Source organism: Streptomyces klenkii (assembly GCF_003626645.1).
GTDB lineage: Bacteria > Actinomycetota > Actinomycetes > Streptomycetales > Streptomycetaceae > Streptomyces > Streptomyces klenkii.
Map to the genome: position 1 here is coordinate 106,051 of NZ_RBAM01000002.1, position 23,210 is coordinate 129,260.

Genomic DNA, 23,210 nt, shown 5'->3' on the forward strand with positions numbered 1-23,210 from the left:
GCCGGTCAGCCGCCGTTGACCTTGGTGGCGATGCGGTCGCCCAGTTCCTTGTCGATGTTGCGCCAGTACTGCAACGCCCGCTCCTGCACCGGCTTGCTCACGCCGTTGCTGACGTGGCCCGCCACGTTGGAGACGAGGCGGTCGCGCGCCGCGTCGTCGAGGACCTTGCGGACCATCGTGCCCGCCTGGCCCCAGTCGTCGTCCTCGCGGTGCAGCTTGTACGCCTCGCGGACCATCTCGCCCGCCGCGTACCAGCCCGCGATGTCGCCGAAGCGGCCGGTGTCGGCGGCGGGGCCGCCGTAGGAGTTGGGGGCGTACGGGCGGGCGACGTTCGCCGGTTCGTAGCGCATCGGGCCGTCCTTCGCGTACGAATTGACGGACGAGCGCGCGCGGTTCGGCGGGAGCTGGGTGTAGTTCGGGCCGATGCGGTAGCGGTGCGTGTCCGGGTAGGAGAAGAGCCGGCCCAGCAGCATCTTGTCGGGCGACGGGCCGATGCCCGGCACCAGGTTCGACGGCTCGAAGGCGGCCTGCTCGATGTGGACGAAGAAGTCGTCGGGGTTGCGGTCGAGCGTCATCCGGCCGACCTCGATCAGCGGATAGTCGCCGTGCGGCCACACCTTCGTGAGGTCGAAGGGGTTGAAGCGGTAGTCCGGGGCGTCGTCGAACGGCATCACCTGGACGTACATCGTCCAGGACGGGGCGTTGCCGCCCTTGATCGAGTCGAAGAGGTCGCGCCGGTGGAAGTCGGCGTCCTCGGCCGCCATCCGGTCGGCCTCGGACTGGGTGAAGAACTCGATGCCCTGGTCCGTCTTGATGTGGTATTTGACCCAGAACCGCTGGCCGCCGCCGTTGACCCACAGGTAGGTGTGCGAGCTGTAGCCGTTCATGTTCCGCCAGGTGCGCGGCACGCCGCGGTCGCCCATCAGCCACGTGACCATGTGGGCGGACTCGGGGGAGAGGGTCCAGAAGTCCCACTGCATGTCGTTGTCGCGCAGGCCGTTGTCGGGGCGGCGCTTCTGCGAGCGGATGAAGTCCTGGAACTTCTGCGGGTCGCGGACGAAGAAGACCGGGGTGTTGTTACCGACCAGGTCGTAGTTGCCGTGCTCGGTGTAGAACTTCAGGGCGAAGCCGCGCGGGTCGCGCCACGTGTCGGGGCTGCCCTGCTCGCCCGCGACCGTGGAGAAGCGGGCCAGCATCTCCGTGCTGCGGCCCGGCTGGAAGAGGTCCGCCTTGGTGTACTGGCTGACGTCGTTGGTCACGCGGAACGTGCCGTACGCGCCGCCGCCCTTGGCGTGGACCACCCGTTCGGGGACCCGCTCCCGGTTGAACTGGGCCATCTTCTCGATCAGGTAGTGATCCTGGAGCAGGATGGGGCCGGTGTCACCGATGGTGAGCGAGTGCTCGTCGCTCTCGACGGGGATGCCGACGTTGTTCGTGGTGTACGGGGTCTGCTGCGCCGAATCGGTCATGGGACGCCTCCCGGTACGGGGATGGTGAGGGCGCGCGGCAGTGCCGCCCTCCACCCCGCCAGTCAACTCCGCCGACGAGGTGTCGGCAACCGGAGTCTGGACACTGTCCAGAATTTCACCGCGTACGAGTGACCGCCGGGCGAACCGCCGGGCGAATCGCCCAGCGAACCGCCGGGCGAAGCTCCGAAGGCGGCGCCGGGCGCCTCACCGGGCGTGCGCCGGCAGCGCCAGCTCGAACCACACCACCTTGCCCGTGCTCAGCCGGGTCGCGCCCCACCGCCGGGCCAGCCGGTTCACCAGGTACAGCCCGCGGCCGCCCTCGTCCGAGGGCCGGGCCTGGCGCAGCCGCGGCAGCTGCGGCACGTCGTCGCCCACCTCGCAGCGCAGCACGTCCGTACGGAGCAGGCGCAGCGTGATCGGCCGCTCGGCGTACCGCACGGCGTTCGTGATCACCTCGCTGACCAGCAGCTCCACGGCGTCCGTGAGCTCCTCCAGGCCCCAGCGGGTGAGCGCGCGGCGGGCCAGCCGGCGCGCCTGGCGGGCCGTCTGCGGGCGCGGGTCCAGGAACCAGTACGCGACGTCGCTGGGCGCGATGCCCTCGAAGCGGGCCGCGAGCAGGGCGATGTCGTCGTCCCGGTCGCCCGGGCCGAGCATGCCCAGCACCTCGTCGCACAGGGGCTCCAGGGGCGGCGGGTTCGGGCCGGTCAGCCGGGCGGTCTCGATCAGCCGCTCCCGCAGCTGCTCTATGCCCGTCCACACGTCCCTGATCCGCGACTCCACCAGGCCGTCCGTGTAGAGCAGCAGCGTCGCCCCCGCGGGCGCGTCCAGCTCCACGGCCTCGAAGTCGACCCCGCCCACGCCGATCGGCGCGCCCGGCGGGACGCGCAGGACCTCCGCGCGGCCGCCGCGGTGCAGCAGTATCGGCGGCGGGTGCCCCGCGTTGGCGATCACGATGCGGTGCGCGACCGGGTCGTACACCGCGTACATGCAGGTGGCCATGCGGTCCGAGCCCAGGCGCTGGGCCTGCTCGTCCAGGTGGTGCAGCACCTCGGCCGGGGGCAGGTCGAGGCCCGCCAGGGTCTGCGCGGTCGTGCGCAGCTGGCCCATGATCGCGGCGGACGTCATGGAGTGGCCCATGACGTCGCCGACGACGAGGGCGACGCGGTTGCCCGGCAGGGGGATCGCGTCATACCAGTCGCCGCCGACGCGGGCCGTCTCGGCGGCCGGCAGGTAGCGGCTGGCGAGGCGGACGCCGGTCGGCTGGGGGAGCGAGTCGGGCAGCATCGTGCGCTGGAGCTCGTCCGCGATGTAGACCTCGCGGCCGTACAGCACGGCCTTGTCGACGCCCAGGGCGGTGTGCGTCGCCAGCTGCGCCGCCACCAGGAGGTCGTCGTTCTCGAACGCGGCCCGGTCCGGGCGGCGGACGAACACCGCGGCGCCGATCACCCGGCGCCGCCCCCGCAGCGGCGCCAGGATCGTGCGCTGCCGGTCCGGGACGGGCCGGTCGTCGCCGAGCAGCTCGGGAAGGGCCGCCCGCGCGGCGGAGGAGTCCCCGAAGACCGGTCTGACGCCCCGCAGCACCTCCGCGAGCGGCCCCCCTATGCGCACCTCGCAGCGCTCGGCGGCGCAGCCGGCCAGGTCCGGCACGGGCTCGGGGCGCTCCGCCTCGGGGTCCGCGGCGTCGCCCTCGCCCGTGCCGCGCACGTGCTCGGGCAGCTGGTCGGTGCGGCGCAGGCGCAGCACGACGGGGCCGACGGGCCGCTCGTCGCCGACCGGCAGCGGGTCGCGCAGGTAGACGAGGATGGCGTCGGCGAAGGTCGGCACGGTGGCCCGGCACAGGCCGAGCACGATCTCGTCCAGGTCGATGCCGCGGGCGATCCGCCGGGTGGCGGCCCCGACGAACCGCAGCCGCTCGCCTCCGGCGGCGTGGCCGGTGCCGTCCGGGCGGCCGGCGCCCTCGGGTCCTGCCGGGCCCGGGTGACCGGCGGCCCCGGCGGCCTCCGTGGCCGGGCGGTGGGCGGTGTCCGTGGCGGCGGTGGAAGCGCCCTTCGGCCGCGGCTCCGGGCCGCTTCCGCCGCCAGGGCCGCCGGCCGTGACGGCGGGGCGCTCGGCGGCCGCCGTCGGCGCGGTGCCCTCCGGCCCGGCCGGGTGGCCTGTGGGCGCGGTGGCCCGGGCACCGTCGCCGCCGTCGGCGGCCGCGGTGGCTCCTTCCGGCTGCGGGGCGCCTGCCGCGGGCTCGCGGGCATCGTTGTCAGCGGCCACGGCGGATGCCCGCTCAGCCGTGACGGCGGGCAGCGCGGCGGAGGCCGCCTCGGGCGTACGGGCACGGGATCCGCCGCCGCGGGGGCCTGCGGCCGGGACCCGGCCGGCCGGGGACCCGCTGTCCAAGGACTCCCGGTCCGGGGACCCGGCGGCCCGCGATCGGGTGCCCCTGCGGGACCGCGCGGGCTGAGGCCCTTCGGCCTTGGATCCGGCGGCCCGCGACCGGGTGGCCCGGGGCTCGCCGGCCGGGGAGCCGGTGGCCCGGGAGGCCGGGGCCGGGGACCGGGTGGCGCCGGGCTGCGCGGCGTCGGGCCCGGTGGCCCGGGATCCCGTGGGCGAGGGCGCCGGGCCCGGAGCCGCCGGGGCGCCCTGGTCCGGGAGACCCCCGGGCTCAGGGTGGGAGCCCGCCCGTGCGCGCGCACGGGCGGGTGCGCCCGCGGGGTCGTCCGCGGCCGGGCGCGTGCCCGCGTGGGCGTCCTCGCGCCGCTGGGGCGGCACGCCCTGCGGCCCCGGCTCGGGGGCCGGCCGCGGGCGGCCCGGTTCCGGGTCCGGGGCAGCGGCCTGCCGCACCGCGGCGATCCGCTGGTTTCCGTGGGAGTCGGTGTGCTCCGTCACGCTTGGGGTTCCATCCGTCGGGACCGTGCGCCCGCTCGCGCGGGTGCACCGTGGGTCAGGCGCGTCGCAGATTGAGGAAGAGCTGGATCTCGGGTGGCACGTCCGTACTCGCCGGGGCGTACGCCAGTGAGTGCTCCCCGGCGACTTCGAAACCCGCTTCGCCCACGACCTGGCGCAGTTCGTCCCGCAGGTATCCGGATACCCGGATCGTGTTGCCCAGGAACGGCATCGCGTAGTCGTCGACGTCCGCCTCGACCATCGACAGGGCGAGCAACCCGCCGGGTCTCAGGAGCCCGTGGAGCATCCGCAGCGCGTGCGGGATCTCCGGGCGGGGCAGCATCAGCAGCGAGAAGAACGCGGCCGCGCCGTCGAACGTGCCGAGGCGGCCGTCCCGCAGGTCCGCCAGGTCCGCCAGGTGGAACTCGGCCTTGGGGACGTTGCCCCGGGCCAGCTCCAGCATGCCGGGGGAGAGGTCGACGCCCACGACGCGGTGGCCCGCGTCGGTCAGTTGCCGCGCGGTCGGCAGGCCGGTGCCGCAGCCGGCGTCGAGGACGCGGGAGCCGGGCGGCAGCGCGGCCGCGAGCCAGGCGCCCGCGCCGAGCTGGCCCTCCTTGTGCGGGAAGGCCTCGTCGTAGCGGTGGCCGATCGCGTCGAAGGCCTCCGCCTGACCGCTGCGGTCCAGCCCCGCGCGGGCGTAGCCGTCGTAGTCCCGCCGGTTCCCGTCACCGCTCACGGCGCCCGCCCTCCCTGTGACCGTTGACCGTATTCCCTGAACAAGCGTCACATGCCGTGCTCTGTTCGTGCCGTGTTCGTGCCGTGCTGCCGTGCAGTACCGCGGAGGCCGATCCTACGGTTGCCCGGCGGGCCGGTGCCAAGCGGTTGGCCGCCTTCCTGCCGATTCCCCGCCCGTTCCCCGCCGATCATGCCCGGATCCGGGCCGGGGAACGGTCCCAGTCGGCCGGCAGGGCGGGTACGGGCCAGGCCGGGTCCGGCCGCCAGTCCTCCCAGCCCGCGGCGAACGGCGCGGCCCAGGCCTCGATCCGCTCGACCGCGGCCCGGCCGGCGGCGCGCACCCGCTCGGCCTGCCCGGGAGACATGAGGCCCGCCTGCTGCGCCTGCGCGAACTCGTCCTCGTCCTTCCACTGCCAGCTGCGGTCCGGGTAGACGGCGATGTCGAGGAAGTGGTCCTCGGAGTCCACGCCGCCCGCCCAGCGGGCCAGCGGCTCCTCGAGGTTCACGTACCAGTTCTTGAAGCGCCAGTCACGGTCCCAGAACAGCCAGACCGACCACGGCTCGCCGGGCCGGGCGAGCTTCAGCACGCCCGTGCCGGACCACGGGGCGACGCCCGTGGTGCGGGGCTTGGTGTAGCGCGTGGCGAGCGGCTCCTGGTGGACCGGGGTGCCGTCGGCCAGCAGCGGGCGCACGCACGCGGTGCCCGGCGCGACCCACACGGCGAGCAGGTCGTCGGTGTCCTGGACGACGGTGACGGGGCGGCAGATGTGGACGCGGTCGGTGGCATTGCCCCGGTAGCGCCAGAGGATCTGCTCCCCCGGCGCCCAGAGCGCGCTTGCGCTTGCACTTGCGCCTGCCGTGTTCACCGTCTCTGCGTCCGCGTCCGCTGTCATGCGGAGATCCTAGGCGCGGGGGCCGCGGGTGCGCCGTGACGTATGACGCACGGTCCCTCTCCCCGCTGACGCACGGCGCCGTCTCCCCGCTGACAGGCGGCGCCCTCTTCCCGCCGCCCGCCCGCCTACGGACGCGTCATGCGCAGGACGTCCAGCGCTTCGTCCAGCTGCTCCAGGGTCAGCAGGCCCCGCTCCACGTAACCCGATTCGAGGACGACCCGGCGGATCGTCTTGCGCTCCGCAAGGGACTTCTTCGCCACCTTCGCCGCCTCCTCGTAGCCGATGTAGCGGTTGAGGGGCGTGACGACGGACGGGGACGACTCCGCGTACTCGCGGGCGCGCTCCACGTCGGCCGTGATGCCGTCGACCGTGCGGTCGGCCAGCAGCCGGGAGACGTTGGCGAGCAGCCGCACCGACTCCAGGACGTTCTTCGCCATCACCGGGAGCATCACGTTGAGCTCGAAGTTGCCGGCGGCGCCCGCGGTAGCGACCGTCGCGTCGTTGCCGGTGACCTGGGCGGCCACCATCAGCACGGCCTCGCAGATGACCGGGTTGACCTTGCCCGGCATGATCGAGGAGCCGGGCTGGAGGTCGGGCAGGCTGATCTCGGCGAGGCCGGCCCGCGGGCCCGAGCCCATCCAGCGCAGATCGTTGGAGATCTTCGTGAGGCCGACGGCAACGGTGCGCAGCTGGCCGCTGGTCTCCACCAGGCCGTCGCGGGCGCCCTGCGCCTCGAAGTGGTTGCGGGCCTCGGTCAGCGGCAGCCCGGTGGTGCGGGCGACCTCGGCGATGACGGCGGCGGAGAAGCCGGGCGGCGTGTTGATGCCGGTGCCGACCGCCGTGCCGCCCAGGGGGAGTTCGGCCAGCCGCGGCAGGGAGGCGCGCAGCCGCTCGACGCCGTAGCGGACCTGCGCGGCGTAGCCGCCGAACTCCTGGCCCAGCGTCACCGGAGTGGCGTCCATCAGGTGCGTGCGGCCGGACTTGACGACCTCGGCGAACTCCTCCGCCTTGCGCTCCAGGGCCGCGGCGAGGTGCTCCAGCGCGGGGATCAGGTCGCCGGTGACGGCGGCCGTCGCCGCGATGTGGATGCTGGAGGGGAAGACGTCGTTGGAGCTCTGCGACGCGTTCACGTGGTCATTGGGGTGCACGGGGCGGCCCAGGCGCTCGCTCGCCAGGGTGGCGATGACCTCGTTGGCGTTCATGTTGGAGGACGTGCCGGAGCCGGTCTGGAAGACGTCCACGGGGAAGTGGTCGTCCCAGCGCCCCTGGGCGACCTCGCCCGCGGCGGCCTCGATCGAGGCGGCCACGTCCTTCTCCACCACGCCGAGGTCGGCGTTGACCCTGGCCGCGGCGGCCTTGATGCGGGCCAGCGCCTCGATGTGCGCCCGCTCCAGCCGCTGCCCGCTCACCGGGAAGTTCTCCACCGCGCGCTGGGTCTGCGCCCGCCACTTGGCGTCCGCCGGCACCCGCACCTCGCCCATCGAGTCGTGCTCGATCCGGTACTGCTCACCATCGGTCATCGTCACTTACCTCCTGACAGAGCAAGCGTTTGTCCGGTTCACCGTGTTCCCAAAAGGCACTACCGCCTAGTAAATACCGCGGGTAACAACTGAAATCGGGGAGGCCACTTTGACACGCGGACGCAGACCCACCCTGCGCTCTTCGCTCGCCGCCGTCGCCGCGCTCGCCGCGGCCTTCGGCGGCCTCGCGGTCACCGGACCCACCGCCCACGCAGCCCACGCACCTCACGCGCCCCACCCCGCGGCCCGCACCGCCGCCGCGGCGCCCCTCTCACCCGAGCTGGAGAAGATCCGCGCGGCCGAAGCCGTCAAGCTCTACGGGGACGCCGCCGTGCGCCCCCCGGCGGAACGCAAGACCTCACTGCTCTCCCTCGGCGACAGCGAGATCTCGGGCGAGGGCGTCGGCACCTACGAGCCGGGCACGAACGGCCCGGACAACTGGTGCCACCGCTCGCCCGAATCCGCCATCCACCGCACCGCGATCCCCGCCGACGTCACCTACAACGTCGCCTGCTCCGGGGCCTCCACCGCCAACATCCGCATCGGCGGCACCAAGCAGTACGCGGACGAGCTCGTCCAGAGCGACAGCCTCGCCGTCAAGGCCCGCAACACCCGCGTGAAGATGGTCCTGCTCGTCGCCGGCGCCAACGACGACCTCCAGTTCGGGCCCGTCATCACCGACTGCGTCGTGCGCTACCTGACCCTCCAGGGCTCGTGCGTGCCCAAGTATGCGCCCGGCTGGCAGGCCCGCGTCGACGGCCTCGTGCCCAAGGTCGAGCAGACCGTACGGGACCTGCGCACGGTCATGAAGGACGCCGGATACGCCGACGGCGACTACAAGCTCGTCGTCATGGGCTACCCGAGCCCCATCGGCCCCGACTTCGAGGACAACCCGTCCTTCCCGGGCAAGCTCCCCGGCGGCTGCGTCGGCTACACCGCCGACGCCGCCTGGGGCCGCGACGCCGCCGTGCCCGCCTTCGAGCGCGGCATGCGCAAGGCCGCCCGGGACACCGGGGCCGTCTACCTCGACAACTCCCGCCTCTTCCACGGCCACGAGGTGTGCACGGACAACACCTGGGCCCGCGGGCTGTACGTCGACGTGGCCAACCCCTTCCCGCCGAACGAGAACTCCGTCCGGCAGTCCTTCCACCCCAACCAGCGCGGCCACGGCGCGTTCGCGTCCTGCCTGACGCAGCTCTACGGATCCGGCTGGCAGGAGGCCGGCTGCGCCGACCCCGCGAGCACGGGCACGCCGGTCCTGACCAAGGGCGGCTGGGACGACGCCTTCCGGCCCCTGAAGAACGAGGCCACCGGCACCTGCGTCGACGCCTACGCGGCGAGCAGCCGCAACGGGACCACCGTCGGCGGCTGGGACTGCACGGGCAACCGCAACCAGGAGTGGGGCTACGACTCCGGCACGAAGGCGCTGCGGACGGCACTGTCGCACGACCGGTGCGTGGACGTGCCGGGCGGGAAGTACGCGGCGGGGACGGCTGTGGTGCTGTGGGACTGCCACGGCGGTGCGAACCAGCAGTTCGTACGGGACGGGTCCACCGTGCGGCCGGCTGCGGCCGGCGGGTTGTGCCTGACGCTGGGCGCGGCCAAGGATCCGGTGCGGCTGCAGGCTTGTGACGGGTCGAGGTCACAGCGGTTCGCGTAGCGGCCGACCCACCGTTGGCCGGGTTGTGCCCACCCGTTCCGCCCTGCGGAACGACTGCCCACAACCCGGCTCGCGGGACTACTTCGTGCGCACCGGAATGCTCGTGAAGGTCGGCGCCGGGGCCGGGTCGACGAAGAAGTCGTTGCCCTTGTCGTCCACGACGATGAACGCCGGGAAGTCCTCGACCTCGATCTTCCAGACCGCCTCCATGCCGAGCTCCTCGTACTCGACGACCTCGACCTTCTTGATGCAGTCCTGCGCCAGGCGGGCCGCCGGGCCGCCGATCGAGCCGAGGTAGAAGCCGCCGTGGCTGCCGCACGCGTCGGTGACCTGCTTGCTCCGGTTGCCCTTGGCGAGCATTACCTTGGAGCCGCCCGCGGCCTGGAACTGCTCGACGTAGGAGTCCATGCGGCCGGCCGTCGTCGGGCCGAAGGAACCGGACGCGTAGCCCTCGGGGGTCTTGGCCGGGCCGGCGTAGTAGACCGGGTGGTCCTTGAGGTACTGCGGCATCTCCTCGCCCGCGTCCAGCCGCTCCTTGATCTTCGCATGTGCGATGTCGCGGGCGACGACGAGCGGTCCGGAAAGCGAGAGACGGGTCTTCACGGGGTACTTCGTCAGCTCCGCGAGGATGTCGTCCATGGGGCGGTTGAGGTCGATGCGGACGACGTCGCCCTCCGACTCCAAGTGCTCGTCGGTGGTCTCCGGGAGGAAGCGCGCCGGGTCGGTCTCCAGCTGCTCCAGGAAGACGCCCTCGGGCGTGATCTTCGCGAGGGCCTGGCGGTCGGCGGAGCAGGAGACGGCGATGGCCACCGGGCAGGACGCACCGTGCCGCGGCAGGCGGACGACGCGCACGTCGTGGCAGAAGTACTTGCCGCCGAACTGGGCGCCGATGCCGATCTTCTGCGTCAGCTCGAAGACCTTGTCCTCCAGCTCCTTGTCGCGGAAGCCGTTGCCGAGCGCGGAGCCCTCCTCCGGCAGCTCGTCCAGGTAGTGCGCGGAGGCGTACTTGGCGGTCTTCAGCGCGTACTCGGCGGAGGTGCCGCCGACGACGATCGCCAGGTGGTACGGCGGGCAGGCGGCCGTGCCGAGCGAGCGGATCTTCTCCTCCAGGAACTTCATCATGCTCGCCTCGTTGAGCACGGCCTTCGTCTCCTGGAAGAGGAAGGACTTGTTGGCCGAGCCGCCGCCCTTGGCCATGAAGAGGAACTTGTAGGCGCCGCCGTCGGTCGCGTACAGCTCGATCTGCGCGGGCAGGTTGGAGCCGGTGTTCTTCTCGTCCCACATGGTCAGCGGGGCCATCTGCGAGTAGCGCAGGTTGAGCTTCGTGTAGGCGTCGAAGATGCCGTGCGAGAGGGCCTTCTCGTCCTCGCCCTCCGTCAGCACGTTCTGGCCGCGCTTGCCCATGACGATGGCCGTGCCGGTGTCCTGGCACATCGGCAGCACGCCGGCCGCGGCGATGTTGGCGTTCTTGAGCAGGTCGAGGGCGACGAAGCGGTCGTTGGCGGATGCCTCGGGGTCGTCGAGGATGCGGCGCAGCTGCGCGAGGTGGGCCGGGCGCAGGTAGTGGGAGATGTCGTGCATCGCCTCGGCGGCCAGCTTGCGCAGCGCCTCGGGCTCCACCTTGAGGAACGTGCGGCCGTCGGCCTCGAAGGTCGACACGCCCTCGGAGGTGACCAGGCGGTACGGAGTGTTGTCCTCGCCCAGGGGCAGGAGGTCCGTATAGGCGAACTCAGAGGCAGACATTGCGGCGGGTTCCTCACTCGGCAGGCGGCGGTGGCTGGCGTCCTCGACAGCGCCTACCAGCGTAGGCGGCGCGCGGGGGAGTGTTCTTGTGAGGTAAGGCTCACCCGCGCCCCGCCCGCCCCCTATCGCGATCTATCGCGATTGGCTACCCTTGCTTGCCGTGGAAGAGCCATCGTTCGAAAAGCACTCCCTTGAGAAGCGCCCTCAGGGCGCGCAGCCGAGCCCGCAGCCGAGTCCCCGGCAGGGGGCGCAGCAGGGCCCGCAGGAGGGGGCGCCCGCGCCCGCCCCGGCCCCCGCACCGCCCGCGCTGCGCGCCTCCGACGCCGACCGCGACCGGTTCGCGGACATCCTGCGCAACGCCCTGGCGGAGGGGCGGATCACCGCCGAGGAGCACTCCGAGCGGATCGGCGCGGTCTACGGCGCCAAGACGCTCGGCGAGCTGGAGCCGCTGGTGAGCGACCTGCCGGCGGCCGGCCGGGGCGAGCATCCGGCGCCCGCGCGCCCCCATGGCGCCTATGACGCCCCGGCGCATCCCGCGGGCGCGGGCATCGCCGAGAACCTCGTCGCGGTCTTCGGCGGCGCGGTGCGCAAGGGGCGCTGGCGGGTGAGCCGGCGCACGAACGCGTTCGCGCTCTTCGGCGGCATCGAGATCGATCTGACCGAGGCGGTCTTCGAGCAGCAGGAGATCGTCATCAACGCCACCGCGATCTTCGGGGGCATCGAGATCAGGGTCCCGGAGAACGTGACCCTGCGCTCCACGGGCACCGGGATCTTCGGTGGCTTCGACGTGAAGACGGTCGAGGCGCCGGACCCCGACGCTCCGGTCGTTTCCCTCACCGGATTCGCGGTCTTCGGCGGCGTCGACGCGAAGCCGAAGCGGGGCAAGCGGCTCAAGAACCTTCGCGCGGGCGGCTGATGGCGGTCCGCGCGGCGGTCCGCCGGCGGCTCGTGCGGCCTGTTGCCGCAAACTTACTGCGGGTTACGGCGTTCCGCTCATGGCAACGGTGTGAATAAGCACGCGCACAGCGGGTAAAGCTTGGTGCATCGTCTCTCGTACGGCTGCCGGTGCGAATGGCCGTGCGCAGTGGAGGCGGGCAAGGGTGACTCAACCGGCCAAGCAAAAGCCGTCGTCAGGAGTAGACCGTGCTGCTACCGCATCAGCCCCTGCAGGAAGCCGCCGTACCGTCCCCGCGGATTTCGTCCGCGCGGGATCAGGCCGGCCCCTGGCATTCGGAGGCGGTGTGCCGCCGGGATGAAGCCGGGCTCTTCTTCGCACCATCCAAGGAACCGACGGCCGCCCGCTTGTCGCGTGAAGAGGCCGCCAAGCGCGTGTGCGCCCGTTGCCCCGTGATGGTCGAGTGCCGCGAGCACGCTTTGCTCCAGCCGGAGCCTTACGGGGTGTGGGGCGGTCTCACCGCTGCCGAGCGCCGGGTGGTGCTGGCCCGCCGGCGCCGGCGCGAGGCGGAGCTGGCCCGCGCCACGCGGGTCGCCGCCGCGGGCTGATTCCGTGATCGGCGGGGGCTGACGTCCTCAATCGCCGGGCAGGCTCAAGAGTGAGCCTGCCCGGCGATTGAGGGCACGGGCGCGGAGCGAGCGGAGTGAGCCGCCCGCGGGGCGTCAGCTGGGGCGCTCGAAGTCCACCGTGCTGTACGCCCGCAGCTTCGACAGGCGATGCGTCGAGTCGATCTGCCGGATCGTGCCCGACTTCGACCGCATCACGAGCGACTGCGTGGTCGCCGTCTCCGCGCGGTACCGCACCCCGCGCAGCAGCTCGCCGTCGGTGATGCCGGTCGCCACGAAGAACACGTTCTCGCCGCTGACCAGGTCGTTCGTGTGCAGGACGCGGTCGAGGTCGTGGCCCGCGTCGATCGCGCGCTGCCGCTCCTCGTCGTCCTTCGGCCACAGCCGGGCCTGGATGGTGCCGCCCATGCACTTCATCGCGCAGGCCGCGATGATGCCCTCCGGCGTACCGCCGATGCCCAGCAGCAGGTCCACGCCGGTGCCCTCGCGGGCGGCCATGATCGCGCCGGCCACGTCGCCGTCGGCGATGAACTTGATCCGGGCGCCGGCCTCGCGGATCTCCTTGACGAGCCCGTCGTGGCGGGGGCGGTCCAGGACGACGACCGTGACGTCCTCGGGGGAGGAGTGCTTGGCCTTGGCGATCCGGCGGATGTTGACGGCGACGGGGGCGTTGATGTCGACGTAGTCCGCCGCCTCCGGGCCGGTGACCAGCTTGTCCATGTAGAACACCGCGGACGGGTCGAACATGGTGCCGCGGTCGGCGACGGCCATCACGGAGACGGCGTTGGCCATGCCCTTGGCGGTGAGGGTCGTGCCGTCCACCGGGTCGACGGCCACGTCGCACTCGGCACCGGTGCCGTCGCCCACGCGCTCGCCGTTGTACAGCATCGGGGCGTTGTCCTTCTCGCCCTCGCCGATGACGACGACGCCGTTCATCGAGACGGTGCCGATCAGTGCGCGCATGGCCTTGACCGCGGCGCCGTCCGCGCCGTTCTTGTCGCCCCGGCCGACCCAGCGGCCCGATGCCATGGCACCGGCCTCGGTGACCCGGACGAGCTCCAGGGCGAGGTTGCGGTCGGGAGCCTCGGGGCTGACCTCGAGCTGGGACGGCAGATGATGCTCGGTCATCGGAGCGCAACCTTTCTGTACGGCGACGGCCGCAGGAACCTCTCCCCCGAAAGGGGCAGAAGGTGAGGGTGCTGATGACTTTATCTGTTCACTGCGAGAGTGAGCAGAGGGCCCCACGCATGAGCGGTGTCAAGGGGCGGCGGGAGCCTCCCGGAGACGCCTTCCGGAGGGGGCGCGGGAAGATCGGCCGGGCCATGGGGGACGATGGGGGCGTGGCAGGTAGGAATCCCAAGGCGCAGACCGTACGGAACATGGTGCTCGCGTTGGCGGCGGTGATCCCCGTGGCCTTCGTCAGCTATGTCTTCATTCCGCACGACGAGAACAACGACCCGGTGCGCACCGTCGACTACCGCGTCGAGCTGGACACGGCACGGCGCGCGGCGCCGTACCCGGTCGCGGCCCCCGCCGGGCTCGGCGGCGACTGGCGCGCGACCTCCGTCTCGTACAAGGCGGGCGGCAAGGACGGCTCCGTCTGGCACCTGGGCTTCCTCGACCCGGACACCCAGTACGTGGCCGTCGAGCAGAGCGACGGGCCGGCCCGGGCCTTCATCGACGACGCGAGCCGGCGCGCGGAGAAGACGCCGAAGACGCAGCGGGTCGGCGACGTCACGTGGCGGCAGTACGAGGGCGAGAAGTACAACGCGCTCGTGCGGGAGGAGAAGGGCGTGACCACGGTCGTCACCGGCACCGCCTCCCACGAGCGGCTCATGCAGATGGCCGCCGCGCTCAAGGCCGAGAAGGGCACCGTGAAGGGCGCCGAAAAGGGCTAGAGCGCGACGGCCGGTGCCGCCGGACCGCCCGCGCGCGAAGGCGTGCGGGCGGCGTACGGGTCAGGCAGTGGTGGCTCGGACCGTGGTGGTCCGGACCGTGGCGCCTCAGACGGTGGTGACGACCTGCTCGTAGGACAGGCGCGGCGAGCGCGGGCGGTAGGCGCCCTCCTCGGCCGGCTTGCCGATGTTGACGATCATCAGCGGGGTGTGGTCGCCGTCCAGGAACTCCTTCTGGACGCCCGCGAAGTCGAAGCCGGTCATCGGGCCGGCGGCCAGGCCGGCGGCGCGGATGCCCAGGATGAAGTAGCCGGCCTGGAGGGAGCCGTTGGCCGCGGCGGACTGCTCGCGGACCGGGCGCTCCGCGAAGAAGACGTCCTTGGCCTGCGGGAAGTGCGGGAACAGCGTCGGCAGCTCCTCGTGGAACTCGTTGTCCGTGGCGAGTATCGCGACGAGCGGGGCGGCCATGGTCTTGTCGCGGTTGCCGTCGGCCATGAGGGGCGCGAGGCGCTCGCGGGCCTCCGCGGAGCGGATCAGCACGATGCGCAGCGGCGACTGGTTGAACGCGGTCGGGGCGTACTTCACCAGGTCGTAGATCGCCTGGATCTGCTCGTCGGTCACCGGCTCGTCGGCGAAGGCGCCGGCCGTGTGCGCGTCACGGAAGAGCAGGTCCTGAGCGGCGGAGTCGAGGGCGAGGGACATGGGGGGACACCTACTTGCGTGCGTAAAGGGAGGCTTGTGAGGTCTACTTTACGCCAAGTGGATGAAAATTCAACTGAAACTTCAACTAGATGCCTGTGAGGTCAGGCCGAAGTCAGGCCTGCACACCCGCCCCCGATGGCATACGCCCAGGTCAGCCCTGGTCTTCGGAGCCCTCCGGGCCGCCCTCGGCCGCCCCGCCCGCTTCCTCCGCGGCTGCCGTCTCCTCCTCCGAGGCCAGCGCCGCGTCCAGCCGGGCCCGCGCGCCTTCCAGCCAGCGCCGGCACACCTTCGACAGCTCCTCGCCGCGCTCCCACAGGGCCAGCGACTCCTCCAGCGTCGTGCCGCCCGCCTCCAGGCGGCGCACGACCTCGATCAGCTCGTCGCGAGCCTGCTCGTACCCCAGCGCGTTCGCCGCCGCATCCGTTGTCGTCGCCATGGCCACCAGCCTATGCGGGGGGTCCGACAGCGGGCCCCGCGACGGAGCCGGTGACGGGCCGCACCGTGAACTCGCCCTCCGCGACCCGCGCCCGCAGCTCCTCCTCCGCGCTCACCTCCGCCGCGTCCCGCACCACGGAGCCGTCCGCGTGCTGGAGCACGGCATAGCCCCGGCGCAGCGTCGCCGCCGGGGAGAGGGCCACCACGCGCGCGTGCGTGTGCGACAGCTCCGAGTCGGCGCGGTCCAGCAGGTGGCCGAGGGTGCGGCGGGCCCGGTCGGTGAGCGCCCCGACCTGGGCCTCGCGCTCCTCCACCATCCGCTGCGGGCGCTGCACGGACGGCCGGGCCCGCACCGACGCCAGGCCGCGCTCCTCGCGGTCCAGGTGCGCGGTGACGCAGCGCAGGGCCCGCTCGCGCAGCTGGCGGACGCGGGCCAGCTCCTCGCCGACGTCCGGCACGACGCGCTTCGCCGCGTCCGTCGGCGTCGACGCGCGCAGGTCGGCGACCAGGTCCAGCAGCGGCGAGTCCGGCTCGTGGCCGATCGCCGACACCACCGGCGTGCGGCACGCGGCCACGGACCGCACCAGGCGCTCGTCGGAGAACGGCAGCAGGTCCTCCACGCTGCCGCCGCCGCGCGCCACGATGATCACGTCCACGTCCGGTGCCTTGTCGAGCTCCTCGACGGCCTCGATGACGCGCGGCACCGCGTGCACGCCCTGCACGGGCACGTTGCGGACCTCGAAGCGGACCGCGGGCCAGCGGTGCCGGGCGTTCTCCAGGACGTCCCGCTCGGCGGCCGAGGCCCGGCCGCAGACCAGGCCGATCAGCTGCGGCAGGAACGGCAGCGGCCGCTTGCGGCTCGCCGCGAACAGGCCCTCCGCGGCGAGGGACTTCTTCAGCTGCTCCAGCCGCGCCAGCAGCTCCCCGACGCCCACCGGCCGGATCTCCGCCGCCCGCAGGGACAGCTGGCCGCGCGGCGCGTACCACTCCGGCTTGGCGTGCAGGACGACGCGCGCGCCCTCCGAGACGACGTCGGCCACCCGGTCGAAGACCGCGCGGTAGCAGGTGACGGACAGCGAGACGTCGTGCGCCGGGTCGCGCAGCGTCAGGAAGACGACGCCGGCGCCCGGGCGGCGGGAGATCTGTGTGATCTGCCCCTCGACCCACACCGCGCCGAGCCGGTCGATCCAGCCACCGATGAGCCGCGAGACCTGCCCCACGGGGACGGGGGCTTCGGGGGACGTGTTGAGGGCCATGGGGCGAGCGTAGTGCGGGGTGCTGACACGTACGGGGTTCGGTGGCCGGGTATTCGGCCGGACCCTGGCCGTGGGGGCGGAGCGCCGCGGCGGTGGGTGTTCCTTCGGGCGCGGTGCGCCGGCTCCACCGGTCGAGAGGCCTCGCCTCTCAAGACCGCCGCCGCGGCGCTCAACCACCGCGGCGCGGTCCGGCGGTGCCGGAATCCGCTCAGCCCAGCGCTAGCGATCCCCGCGGAGCGCCTCCGCCCCGAGTACCCCCAGCCCCGCCACCAGCCACACGCCGCCCACGATCTGGGCCGTGGGGGCCGCCTTGACGATCACCGCGATCACCACCGCCAGCCCCAGCAGCGGCACCACCACGTGCGGTACGGGCCGCAGCTCGCCGCCCCGCCGGCGGACCGCGAACCAGCCGATCACCGACAGGTGCAGCAGCGCGAAGGCCACCAGCGCCCCCACGTCCACGACCGACACCAGCCGGTCCAGCCCGTCGTCCCGCCGCGCCGCCCACACCGCCGCCACCAGGTTGACCACCGCCGCCCCCAGCACCGCCACGCGCGGGACGCCCGAGGCCCGGTCCACCTTCGACAGCACGCCCGGCAGCCTCCGGTCGCGCGCCATCGCGAACAGCAGCCGCCCCGCCGCGGCCTGCCCGGCCAGCGCCGCGAACGCCGCCCCGATCGCCTTGCTGACCGCTACCAGGTCGTGCAGCCAGCGGCCCGTCGCCGAGTCCACCGTGTCGTAGAACGCCGAGCCCTGCGCGGCCGGATTCGCCGCCAGCTCCGCCGCCGACACGGGCGCCAGCAGCGCCGCCAGGTACGTCTGGACGACGAACAGCACGCCCGCCACCGCCAGGCACGTCACCACGGCCCGCGCCACCCGCTCCGAACCCCCCGCCGCCTCCTCCGCGAACGCGGCGATCGCGTCGAAGCCCAGGTACGACAGCACCGCCACCGACACCGCCGCGATCACCGCCCCCGTGGTGAAGCCGGCCTCGCCGGTCAGCGGCGACAGCCAGCCCCGCTGCGCCCCGCGGTCAGAGAGCGCGAAGACCGCGCAGACCACGAAGACCAGCAGGACGGCGATCTCCATCGCCAGCACCAGGAAGCCGGCCAGGGCCGCCGTCCGCACGCCCGCGAGGTTCAGCGCGGTCGTCACCGCCACCGCGACGGCCGTCCACACCCACTGCGACACCGACGGCACCAGCGCGTGCAGGGCGATGCCCGAGAAGAGGTACGCGACCGCCGGGATCAGCAGGTAGTCGAGCAGGGCCATCCACCCCGCGACGAACCCCGGTCCCTCACCCAGCCCCACGCGCGCGTAGGTGTAGACCGAGCCGGCCTGCGGGGCGACCCGCACCATCTGCGCGTACGAGAAGGCCGTGAAGGCCATCGCGACGGTCGCGACGACGTAGACCAGGGCCACCGCCCCGTGCGACTTCGCGTCCAGCGTGCCGAAGATCCCCACCGGCGCCATGGGGGCGATGAAGAGCATCCCGTAGACGACCAGGTCCCGGAAGGTGAGGGTGCGGTGGAGCTTTCCGCCGGTGCCGCCGGCTGCTGCGGTCACGGGTGCGGTCATGGGCAGTCCCTGGAGCTGACGGAATCGCGGCTTCCGTCATCGTGCCCCACCCCGCCGCGCGCCGCCGGTCGGCACCGCGGGCCCTTACGATGGACGGCATGACTGCACCCACCGCCCGCAAGGTCCTCCTCGCCGCCCCCCGTGGCTACTGCGCGGGTGTGGACCGCGCCGTGATCGCCGTCGAGAAGGCCCTGGAGCAGTACGGCGCCCCCGTCTACGTGCGTCATGAGATCGTCCACAACAAATACGTGGTGAAGACCCTGGAGAAGAAGGGCGCGATCTTCGTCGACGAGACGGAGGAGGTGCCCGAGGGCAACATCGTCATCTTCTCCGCGCACGGCGTCGCCCCGGTCGTGCACGACGAGGCGGAGCGCGGCAAGCTCGCCACGATCGACGCCACGTGCCCGCTGGTCACCAAGGTCCACAAGGAAGCCGTCCGCTTCGCCAAGGAGGACTACGACATCCTCCTGATCGGCCACGAGGGCCACGAAGAGGTCATCGGCACCAGCGGCGAGGCGCCCGACCACATCACCCTGGTCGACGGCCCCGGCGACGTGGCGAACGTCGAGGTGCGCGACCCGGACCGGGTCGTCTGGCTCTCCCAGACCACCCTCTCGGTCGACGAGACCATGGAGACCGTCGGCGCGCTCCAGCAGAAGTTCCCCAACCTGCTCTCCCCGCCGTCGGACGACATCTGCTACGCCACACAGAACCGGCAGACCGCGGTCAAGCAGATGGGCGCCGACGCCGACCTGGTGATCGTCGTCGGCTCGAAGAACTCCTCGAACTCCGTCCGCCTGGTCGAGGTCGCCCTGGGCGCCGGCGCCAAGGACGCCCACCTCGTGGACTACGCCGACGAGATCGACGAGGCGTGGCTGGACGGCGTCTCCACCGTCGGCGTGACCTCCGGCGCCTCCGTCCCGGAGATCCTCGTCGAGGGCGTCCTGGACTGGCTGGCCGAGCGCGGCTACGGCGACGTCGAGACGATCACCTCCGCCAAGGAGAGCATCACCTTCTCCCTGCCGAAGGAGCTGCGCCGCGACCTGCGCGCGGAGGCGGCCTCGAAGCTCACCGGCGGCGAGTCCGCGTAAGGACGGGGCGGGGCCGCTCCAGGACCCCGCCGCACACCCGCGCAGGACCCCTGCGCACATGGCCACCACGCCGTAGCGTGGTGGCCATGAACGTATTCGGCGTGGACATCGGCGGATCGGGCATCAAGGGCGCGCCGGTCGACGTGACACGGGGCGAGCTCACCGAGGAGCGCTTCAAAGTCCTCACTCCCCACCCGGCGACCCCCGACGCGGTCGCGGACTGCGTCCGGCAGGTCGTGGAGCACTTCGGGCCGCCCGCCGGGCCAGTGGGGGCGACGTTCCCCGGCGTGGTCGTCGGCGGCACGACCCGTACGGCCGCCAATGTCGACAAGGGCTGGATCGGCTGGGACGCCGCCTGGTTCCTCGGCGAGCGGATCGGCGCCCCCGTCACCGTGATCAACGACGCCGACGCGGCCGGGCTGGCGGAGATGACCCACGGCGCCGGCCGGGGCCGCAACGGCACCGTGATCATGCTGACCTTCGGCACCGGGATCGGCAGCGCCGTCTTCAGCGACGGCAAGCTCGTGCCCAACACGGAGCTGGGCCACCTGGAGCTCCAGGGCCACGACGCGGAGACCCGCGCCTCGACCCGCGCCAAGGAGGAGGAGGGCCTGAAGTGGCACCACTGGGCCCGGCGCGTGGAGCGCTACCTCGCCCACGTGGAGATGCTGTTCTCGCCCGACCTGTTCATCATCGGGGGCGGCGTGAGCCGCAAGGCCGACAAGTTCCTGCCGCTGATCGAGGGCGTCAGCGCCGAGATCGTGCCCGCTGTGCTGGAGAACAACGCGGGGATCGTGGGGGCCGCGATGGCCGCTGCCGCTGCGTCCGGCGCAGCCGTGCCCGCCTCCGCCGCCTGACGACCGCGACCCGGCGGGAGAGCGCCACGAGCGCGGTCAGCAGCGTGCCCGCGTAGAGCCAGCCCGCATTCAGCGACAGCAGGGTGACCAGGCCCATGACCCTGCTGCCCACGCCGCCCTCGGCGTCCACCAGCGGCACCGCCCCCACCGCGAAGGCGATGGGGGCGGCGACCGGCGCGGTGGCCAGGTCGGCCGGGCGCACCCACAGGGCGCACACGGCGCCCGCCAGCAGGAAGACGACGCCGTAGAAGCCGGGGGAGCGGCTCGTCACGGAGTCCAGCCAGCCGGTTCCGAGCATCCACAGGGTGGTCAGCAGGCCGCTGCCGAGCCCGGTCAGCCGGGGCGCCGGCAGCCGCCCCGGGCCCCGCAGCCGCGGGGCGGAGGTCCCGCCGCGGGGCCGCCGGAGGCCGGCGGCCCCGCGCTGTCCCACGGGCGCCGCCGGCCGCGGCACGGGAGGGACACGGCGGGCCTTGCCCCGGGGCGTGCGCGTGCTGGGTTGCTCCACCCGACCAAACTAGGTCGGCGGGCGGGAGGAATCCGGCACGGGACACGCGGTTTGAGCCAGCTTGGCCGTGCGTTCGACTGATAGTCCGCACGGGGCCGCCCGGCGGGTGGACCCGTAGACTGGATGACCGGCCCGGCAGTGGGCCATGACCGGCCCGCCAGCGGGCCGCGGACCCTTTGGAACCTACGGGAAGTCGCCACGTGTCGCTCACGATCGGAATCGTCGGTCTGCCGAATGTCGGCAAGTCGACCCTGTTCAACGCCCTGACCAAGAACGACGTGCTGGCGGCCAACTACCCGTTCGCCACCATCGAGCCGAACGTGGGCGTCGTCGGCGTTCCCGACGCCCGTCTCCAGAAGCTCGCGGAGATCTTCGGCTCGCAGAAGATCCTCCCCGCCACGGTCGACTTCGTCGACATCGCGGGCATCGTCCGCGGCGCCTCCGAGGGCGAGGGCCTGGGTAACAAGTTCCTGGCGAACATCCGTGAGTCCGACGCGATCTGCCAGGTCATCCGCGCCTTCAAGGACGAGAACGTCGTCCACGTCGACGGCAAGGTCTCGCCCAAGGACGACATCGAGACGATCAACACCGAGCTGATCCTCGCCGACCTCCAGACCATCGAGAAGGTCCTGCCGCGCCTGGTCAAGGAGTCGCGGATCAAGAAGGACGTCGCCCCGAAGGTCGCGGCGGTCGAGGCGGCCAAGGAGATCCTGGAGAAGGGCGAGACGCTCTTCTCGGCGGGCATCGTCCAGGGCTCGGGCAAGGAGGAGCTCCTCCACGACCTCCACCTCCTCACCACCAAGCCCTTCCTCTACGTCTTCAACGTCGACGAGGACGAGCTGACGGACGAGGGCTTCAAGGACGAGCAGCGCGCGCTGGTCGCCCCGGCCGAGGCCATCTTCCTCAACGCCAAGCTGGAGGCCGACCTGGCCGAGCTGGACGAGGAGGACGCCATGGAGCTCCTGGCGTCCGTCGGCGCCGAGGAGCCGGGCCTGGCCACCCTCGCCCGCGTCGGCTTCGACACCCTGGGCCTCCAGACCTACCTGACGGCCGGTCCCAAGGAGACCCGCGCCTGGACGATCAAGAAGGGCGCCACGGCCCCCGAGGCGGCCGGCGTCATCCACACGGACTTCCAGAAGGGCTTCATCAAGGCCGAGGTCATCTCCTTCGAGGACCTCGTCGCCACGGGCTCCGTGGCCGAGGCCCGCTCGGCGGGCAAGGCCCGCATGGAGGGCAAGGAGTACGTGATGGCGGACGGCGACGTCGTCGAGTTCAGGTTCAACGTCTGACCTGTCCTCATTTGATCTCTTTTGAAGAAGGGCTGACCCCTCGGGGTCGGCCCTTTTTCGTTCCCATCTTTCGTCACGGAGCGTGTTTGCCGCGCGGGGCCTGGGTATGCATCGCCCGGTGCATATTTGCGGATGTGCCGGGGGGTAGTGCTCGCTGCATGTGTGGGTGCTGCCGCCAACTAAGCGTCCCTGAGCTGCAATTCACTACATCTAGTGAATCTATGGCCTTGAGTTGCGGATCGCAACCATGGGTTGCCAAGCTGTTGCGGACTGTCAACCTGTTGGGAGTGGCCGTGGCCTTCGGTGACCAGCCCGCGTACCTTCGAGTGGCCGGCGATCTGCGTCAGAAGATCGTCGCCGGCGAGTTGCCGCCGCATACCCGGCTGCCCTCCCAGGCGCGCATCCGGGAGCAGTACGGCGTCTCGGACACCGTGGCCCTGGAGGCCCGCAAGGTCCTGATGGCGGAGGGCCTGGTGGAGGGCCGGTCCGGGTCCGGCACGTATGTGCGCGAGCAGCCCGTGCCGCGCACCCTGGTCCGGACGGGATACAGACCCGCGGGCGAGTCGACGCCCTTCCGTCAGGAGCAGGCGGACAGCCGCGTCAAGGGCGCCTGGGAGTCGCGCAGCGAGCAGGTCGCGGCGGACGCCGTCGTCGCCCGCCGCCTGCGCATCGCCACCGGCGACCGCACGATGCGCACCGACTACGTCTTCCGGGCCCAGGGGGAGCCCGTCATGCTCTCCACGTCCTGGGAGCCCCTGTCCGTCACGGGGCGCACGCCGGTGATGCTCCCTGAGGAGGGGCCGCTGGCCGGCCGCGGCGTCGTCGAGCGCATGGCCGCCATCGACCTCATCGTGGACAACGTCGCGGAGGAGGTCAGCGCCCGGCCCGGGCTCGCGGAGGAGGTCCTGGCGCTGGGCGGGGTGCCCGGCCACTGCGTCGTCGTCGTCACGCGCACGTTCTTCGCGGGCGGCTGCCCGGTGGAGACGGCCGAAATCGTCGTCCTGGCCGATCGCTACCGCGTCGCGTACCACCTGCCGGTGAAGTAGCCGTGACGGGACTGTGAAGCCGCCATGACGCGGCTGTGACGCATGGGCGGTGCCGCACCCGCGGCACCGCCCGTCATTCTTTACTCACTGGTAAGTAGTGCATGGTATGTCCAGCTTTGACCCGGTTACCCCGGGTCAATT

At 72.4% G+C, this 23,210-nt stretch carries 20 protein-coding genes; 8 read left to right on the plus strand and 12 right to left on the minus strand.

Annotated features, from left to right (window positions below; genetic code table 11):
• Positions 1–5: 5 nt before the first annotated feature.
• The 5 genes from D7231_RS03850 to D7231_RS03870 all read right to left on the minus strand — a co-directional run bounded on the left by D7231_RS03850 (position 6) and on the right by D7231_RS03870 (position 7,491).
• Positions 6–1,469, minus strand: a complete 1,464-nt coding sequence (locus tag D7231_RS03850; protein WP_120753507.1) for a catalase — start codon at positions 1,467–1,469, stop codon at positions 6–8.
• A 204-nt stretch (positions 1,470–1,673) separates the two neighbouring features.
• The gene (locus D7231_RS37380) at positions 1,674–3,857 is read right to left on the minus strand and encodes a SpoIIE family protein phosphatase (protein WP_391474058.1); all 2,184 of its coding nucleotides are present in this window, start codon (positions 3,855–3,857) and stop codon (positions 1,674–1,676) included.
• A gap of 544 nt (positions 3,858–4,401) precedes the next feature.
• A complete protein-coding gene (locus D7231_RS03860) occupies positions 4,402–5,079 on the minus strand; it encodes a class I SAM-dependent DNA methyltransferase (protein ID WP_120753508.1) in 678 nt (225 codons plus the stop codon).
• Between the two features lie 187 nt (positions 5,080–5,266).
• A complete protein-coding gene (gene fomD, locus D7231_RS03865) occupies positions 5,267–5,971 on the minus strand; it encodes a cytidylyl-2-hydroxypropylphosphonate hydrolase (protein WP_120753509.1) in 705 nt (234 codons plus the stop codon).
• A gap of 125 nt (positions 5,972–6,096) precedes the next feature.
• Complete coding sequence (locus D7231_RS03870) at positions 6,097–7,491, minus strand: class II fumarate hydratase (protein ID WP_194962068.1); 1,395 nt, start codon at positions 7,489–7,491, stop codon at positions 6,097–6,099.
• A 109-nt stretch (positions 7,492–7,600) separates the two neighbouring features.
• On the opposite strand from D7231_RS03870, the gene D7231_RS03875 reads away from it, so the two are divergent.
• Positions 7,601–9,151, plus strand: coding sequence for a ricin-type beta-trefoil lectin domain protein (locus D7231_RS03875; RefSeq protein WP_199739302.1), 1,551 nt, complete (start codon positions 7,601–7,603; stop codon positions 9,149–9,151).
• A gap of 78 nt (positions 9,152–9,229) precedes the next feature.
• On the opposite strand, the gene D7231_RS03880 is transcribed toward D7231_RS03875, so the two are convergent.
• On the minus strand, positions 9,230–10,894 hold the full coding sequence (locus tag D7231_RS03880; protein ID WP_120753512.1) for a fumarate hydratase: 1,665 nt from the start codon (positions 10,892–10,894) through the stop codon (positions 9,230–9,232).
• A gap of 160 nt (positions 10,895–11,054) precedes the next feature.
• Here D7231_RS03880 and D7231_RS03885 point away from each other — a divergent pair, with 160 nt between their 5' ends.
• Both D7231_RS03885 and D7231_RS03890 read left to right on the plus strand, forming a co-directional pair.
• Positions 11,055–11,810: a DUF1707 SHOCT-like domain-containing protein gene (locus D7231_RS03885; protein WP_120753513.1), complete on the plus strand. Its 756-nt coding sequence runs from the start codon at positions 11,055–11,057 to the stop codon at positions 11,808–11,810.
• A 227-nt stretch (positions 11,811–12,037) separates the two neighbouring features.
• Positions 12,038–12,397, plus strand: a complete 360-nt coding sequence (locus D7231_RS03890; protein ID WP_030367536.1) for a WhiB family transcriptional regulator — start codon at positions 12,038–12,040, stop codon at positions 12,395–12,397.
• 114 nt (positions 12,398–12,511) lie between these two features.
• Here the strand turns inward: D7231_RS03890 and glpX are convergent, their stop codons facing one another.
• Positions 12,512–13,543 carry a class II fructose-bisphosphatase gene (glpX, locus tag D7231_RS03895; RefSeq protein ID WP_120753514.1) on the minus strand — a complete coding sequence of 344 codons (1,032 nt, stop codon included), beginning with the start codon at positions 13,541–13,543 and terminating at the stop codon, positions 12,512–12,514.
• 212 nt (positions 13,544–13,755) lie between these two features.
• Between glpX and D7231_RS03900 the strand changes: the two genes are divergently transcribed.
• Complete coding sequence (locus D7231_RS03900; RefSeq protein WP_120753515.1) at positions 13,756–14,313, plus strand: DUF4245 domain-containing protein; 558 nt, start codon at positions 13,756–13,758, stop codon at positions 14,311–14,313.
• Between the two features lie 105 nt (positions 14,314–14,418).
• On the opposite strand, the gene D7231_RS03905 is transcribed toward D7231_RS03900, so the two are convergent.
• From D7231_RS03905 to D7231_RS03920, 4 genes are all read right to left on the minus strand, one after another.
• Positions 14,419–15,012 (minus strand): malonic semialdehyde reductase, encoded by a 594-nt coding sequence (locus tag D7231_RS03905; RefSeq protein ID WP_120753516.1) that lies wholly within the window; start codon positions 15,010–15,012, stop codon positions 14,419–14,421.
• Positions 15,013–15,163: 151 nt separating this feature from the next.
• Positions 15,164–15,448: an exodeoxyribonuclease VII small subunit gene (locus D7231_RS03910; RefSeq protein ID WP_120753517.1), complete on the minus strand. Its 285-nt coding sequence runs from the start codon at positions 15,446–15,448 to the stop codon at positions 15,164–15,166.
• Between the two features lie 10 nt (positions 15,449–15,458).
• Positions 15,459–16,703, minus strand: a complete 1,245-nt coding sequence (xseA, locus tag D7231_RS03915; protein ID WP_120753518.1) for an exodeoxyribonuclease VII large subunit — start codon at positions 16,701–16,703, stop codon at positions 15,459–15,461.
• A gap of 219 nt (positions 16,704–16,922) precedes the next feature.
• Positions 16,923–18,281: an APC family permease gene (locus tag D7231_RS03920; protein WP_120753519.1), complete on the minus strand. Its 1,359-nt coding sequence runs from the start codon at positions 18,279–18,281 to the stop codon at positions 16,923–16,925.
• An 89-nt stretch (positions 18,282–18,370) separates the two neighbouring features.
• On the opposite strand from D7231_RS03920, the gene D7231_RS03925 reads away from it, so the two are divergent.
• Both D7231_RS03925 and ppgK read left to right on the plus strand, forming a co-directional pair.
• Positions 18,371–19,372 carry a 4-hydroxy-3-methylbut-2-enyl diphosphate reductase gene (locus tag D7231_RS03925; RefSeq protein WP_120753520.1) on the plus strand — a complete coding sequence of 334 codons (1,002 nt, stop codon included), beginning with the start codon at positions 18,371–18,373 and terminating at the stop codon, positions 19,370–19,372.
• Between the two features lie 86 nt (positions 19,373–19,458).
• Positions 19,459–20,229, plus strand: coding sequence for a polyphosphate--glucose phosphotransferase (gene ppgK, locus D7231_RS03930; protein ID WP_120753975.1), 771 nt, complete (start codon positions 19,459–19,461; stop codon positions 20,227–20,229).
• On the opposite strand, the gene D7231_RS36425 is transcribed toward ppgK, so the two are convergent.
• Positions 20,120–20,734: a DUF6542 domain-containing protein gene (locus D7231_RS36425; RefSeq protein ID WP_158673719.1), complete on the minus strand. Its 615-nt coding sequence runs from the start codon at positions 20,732–20,734 to the stop codon at positions 20,120–20,122. The genes ppgK and D7231_RS36425 overlap by 110 nt on opposite strands.
• Positions 20,735–20,934: 200 nt before the next feature.
• Here D7231_RS36425 and ychF point away from each other — a divergent pair, with 200 nt between their 5' ends.
• On the plus strand, positions 20,935–22,023 hold the full coding sequence (ychF, locus tag D7231_RS03935) for a redox-regulated ATPase YchF (protein WP_120753521.1): 1,089 nt from the start codon (positions 20,935–20,937) through the stop codon (positions 22,021–22,023).
• Positions 22,024–22,316: 293 nt separating this feature from the next.
• Positions 22,317–23,069 carry a GntR family transcriptional regulator gene (locus D7231_RS03940; protein ID WP_120753976.1) on the plus strand — a complete coding sequence of 251 codons (753 nt, stop codon included), beginning with the start codon at positions 22,317–22,319 and terminating at the stop codon, positions 23,067–23,069.
• Positions 23,070–23,210: the final 141 nt, after the last annotated feature.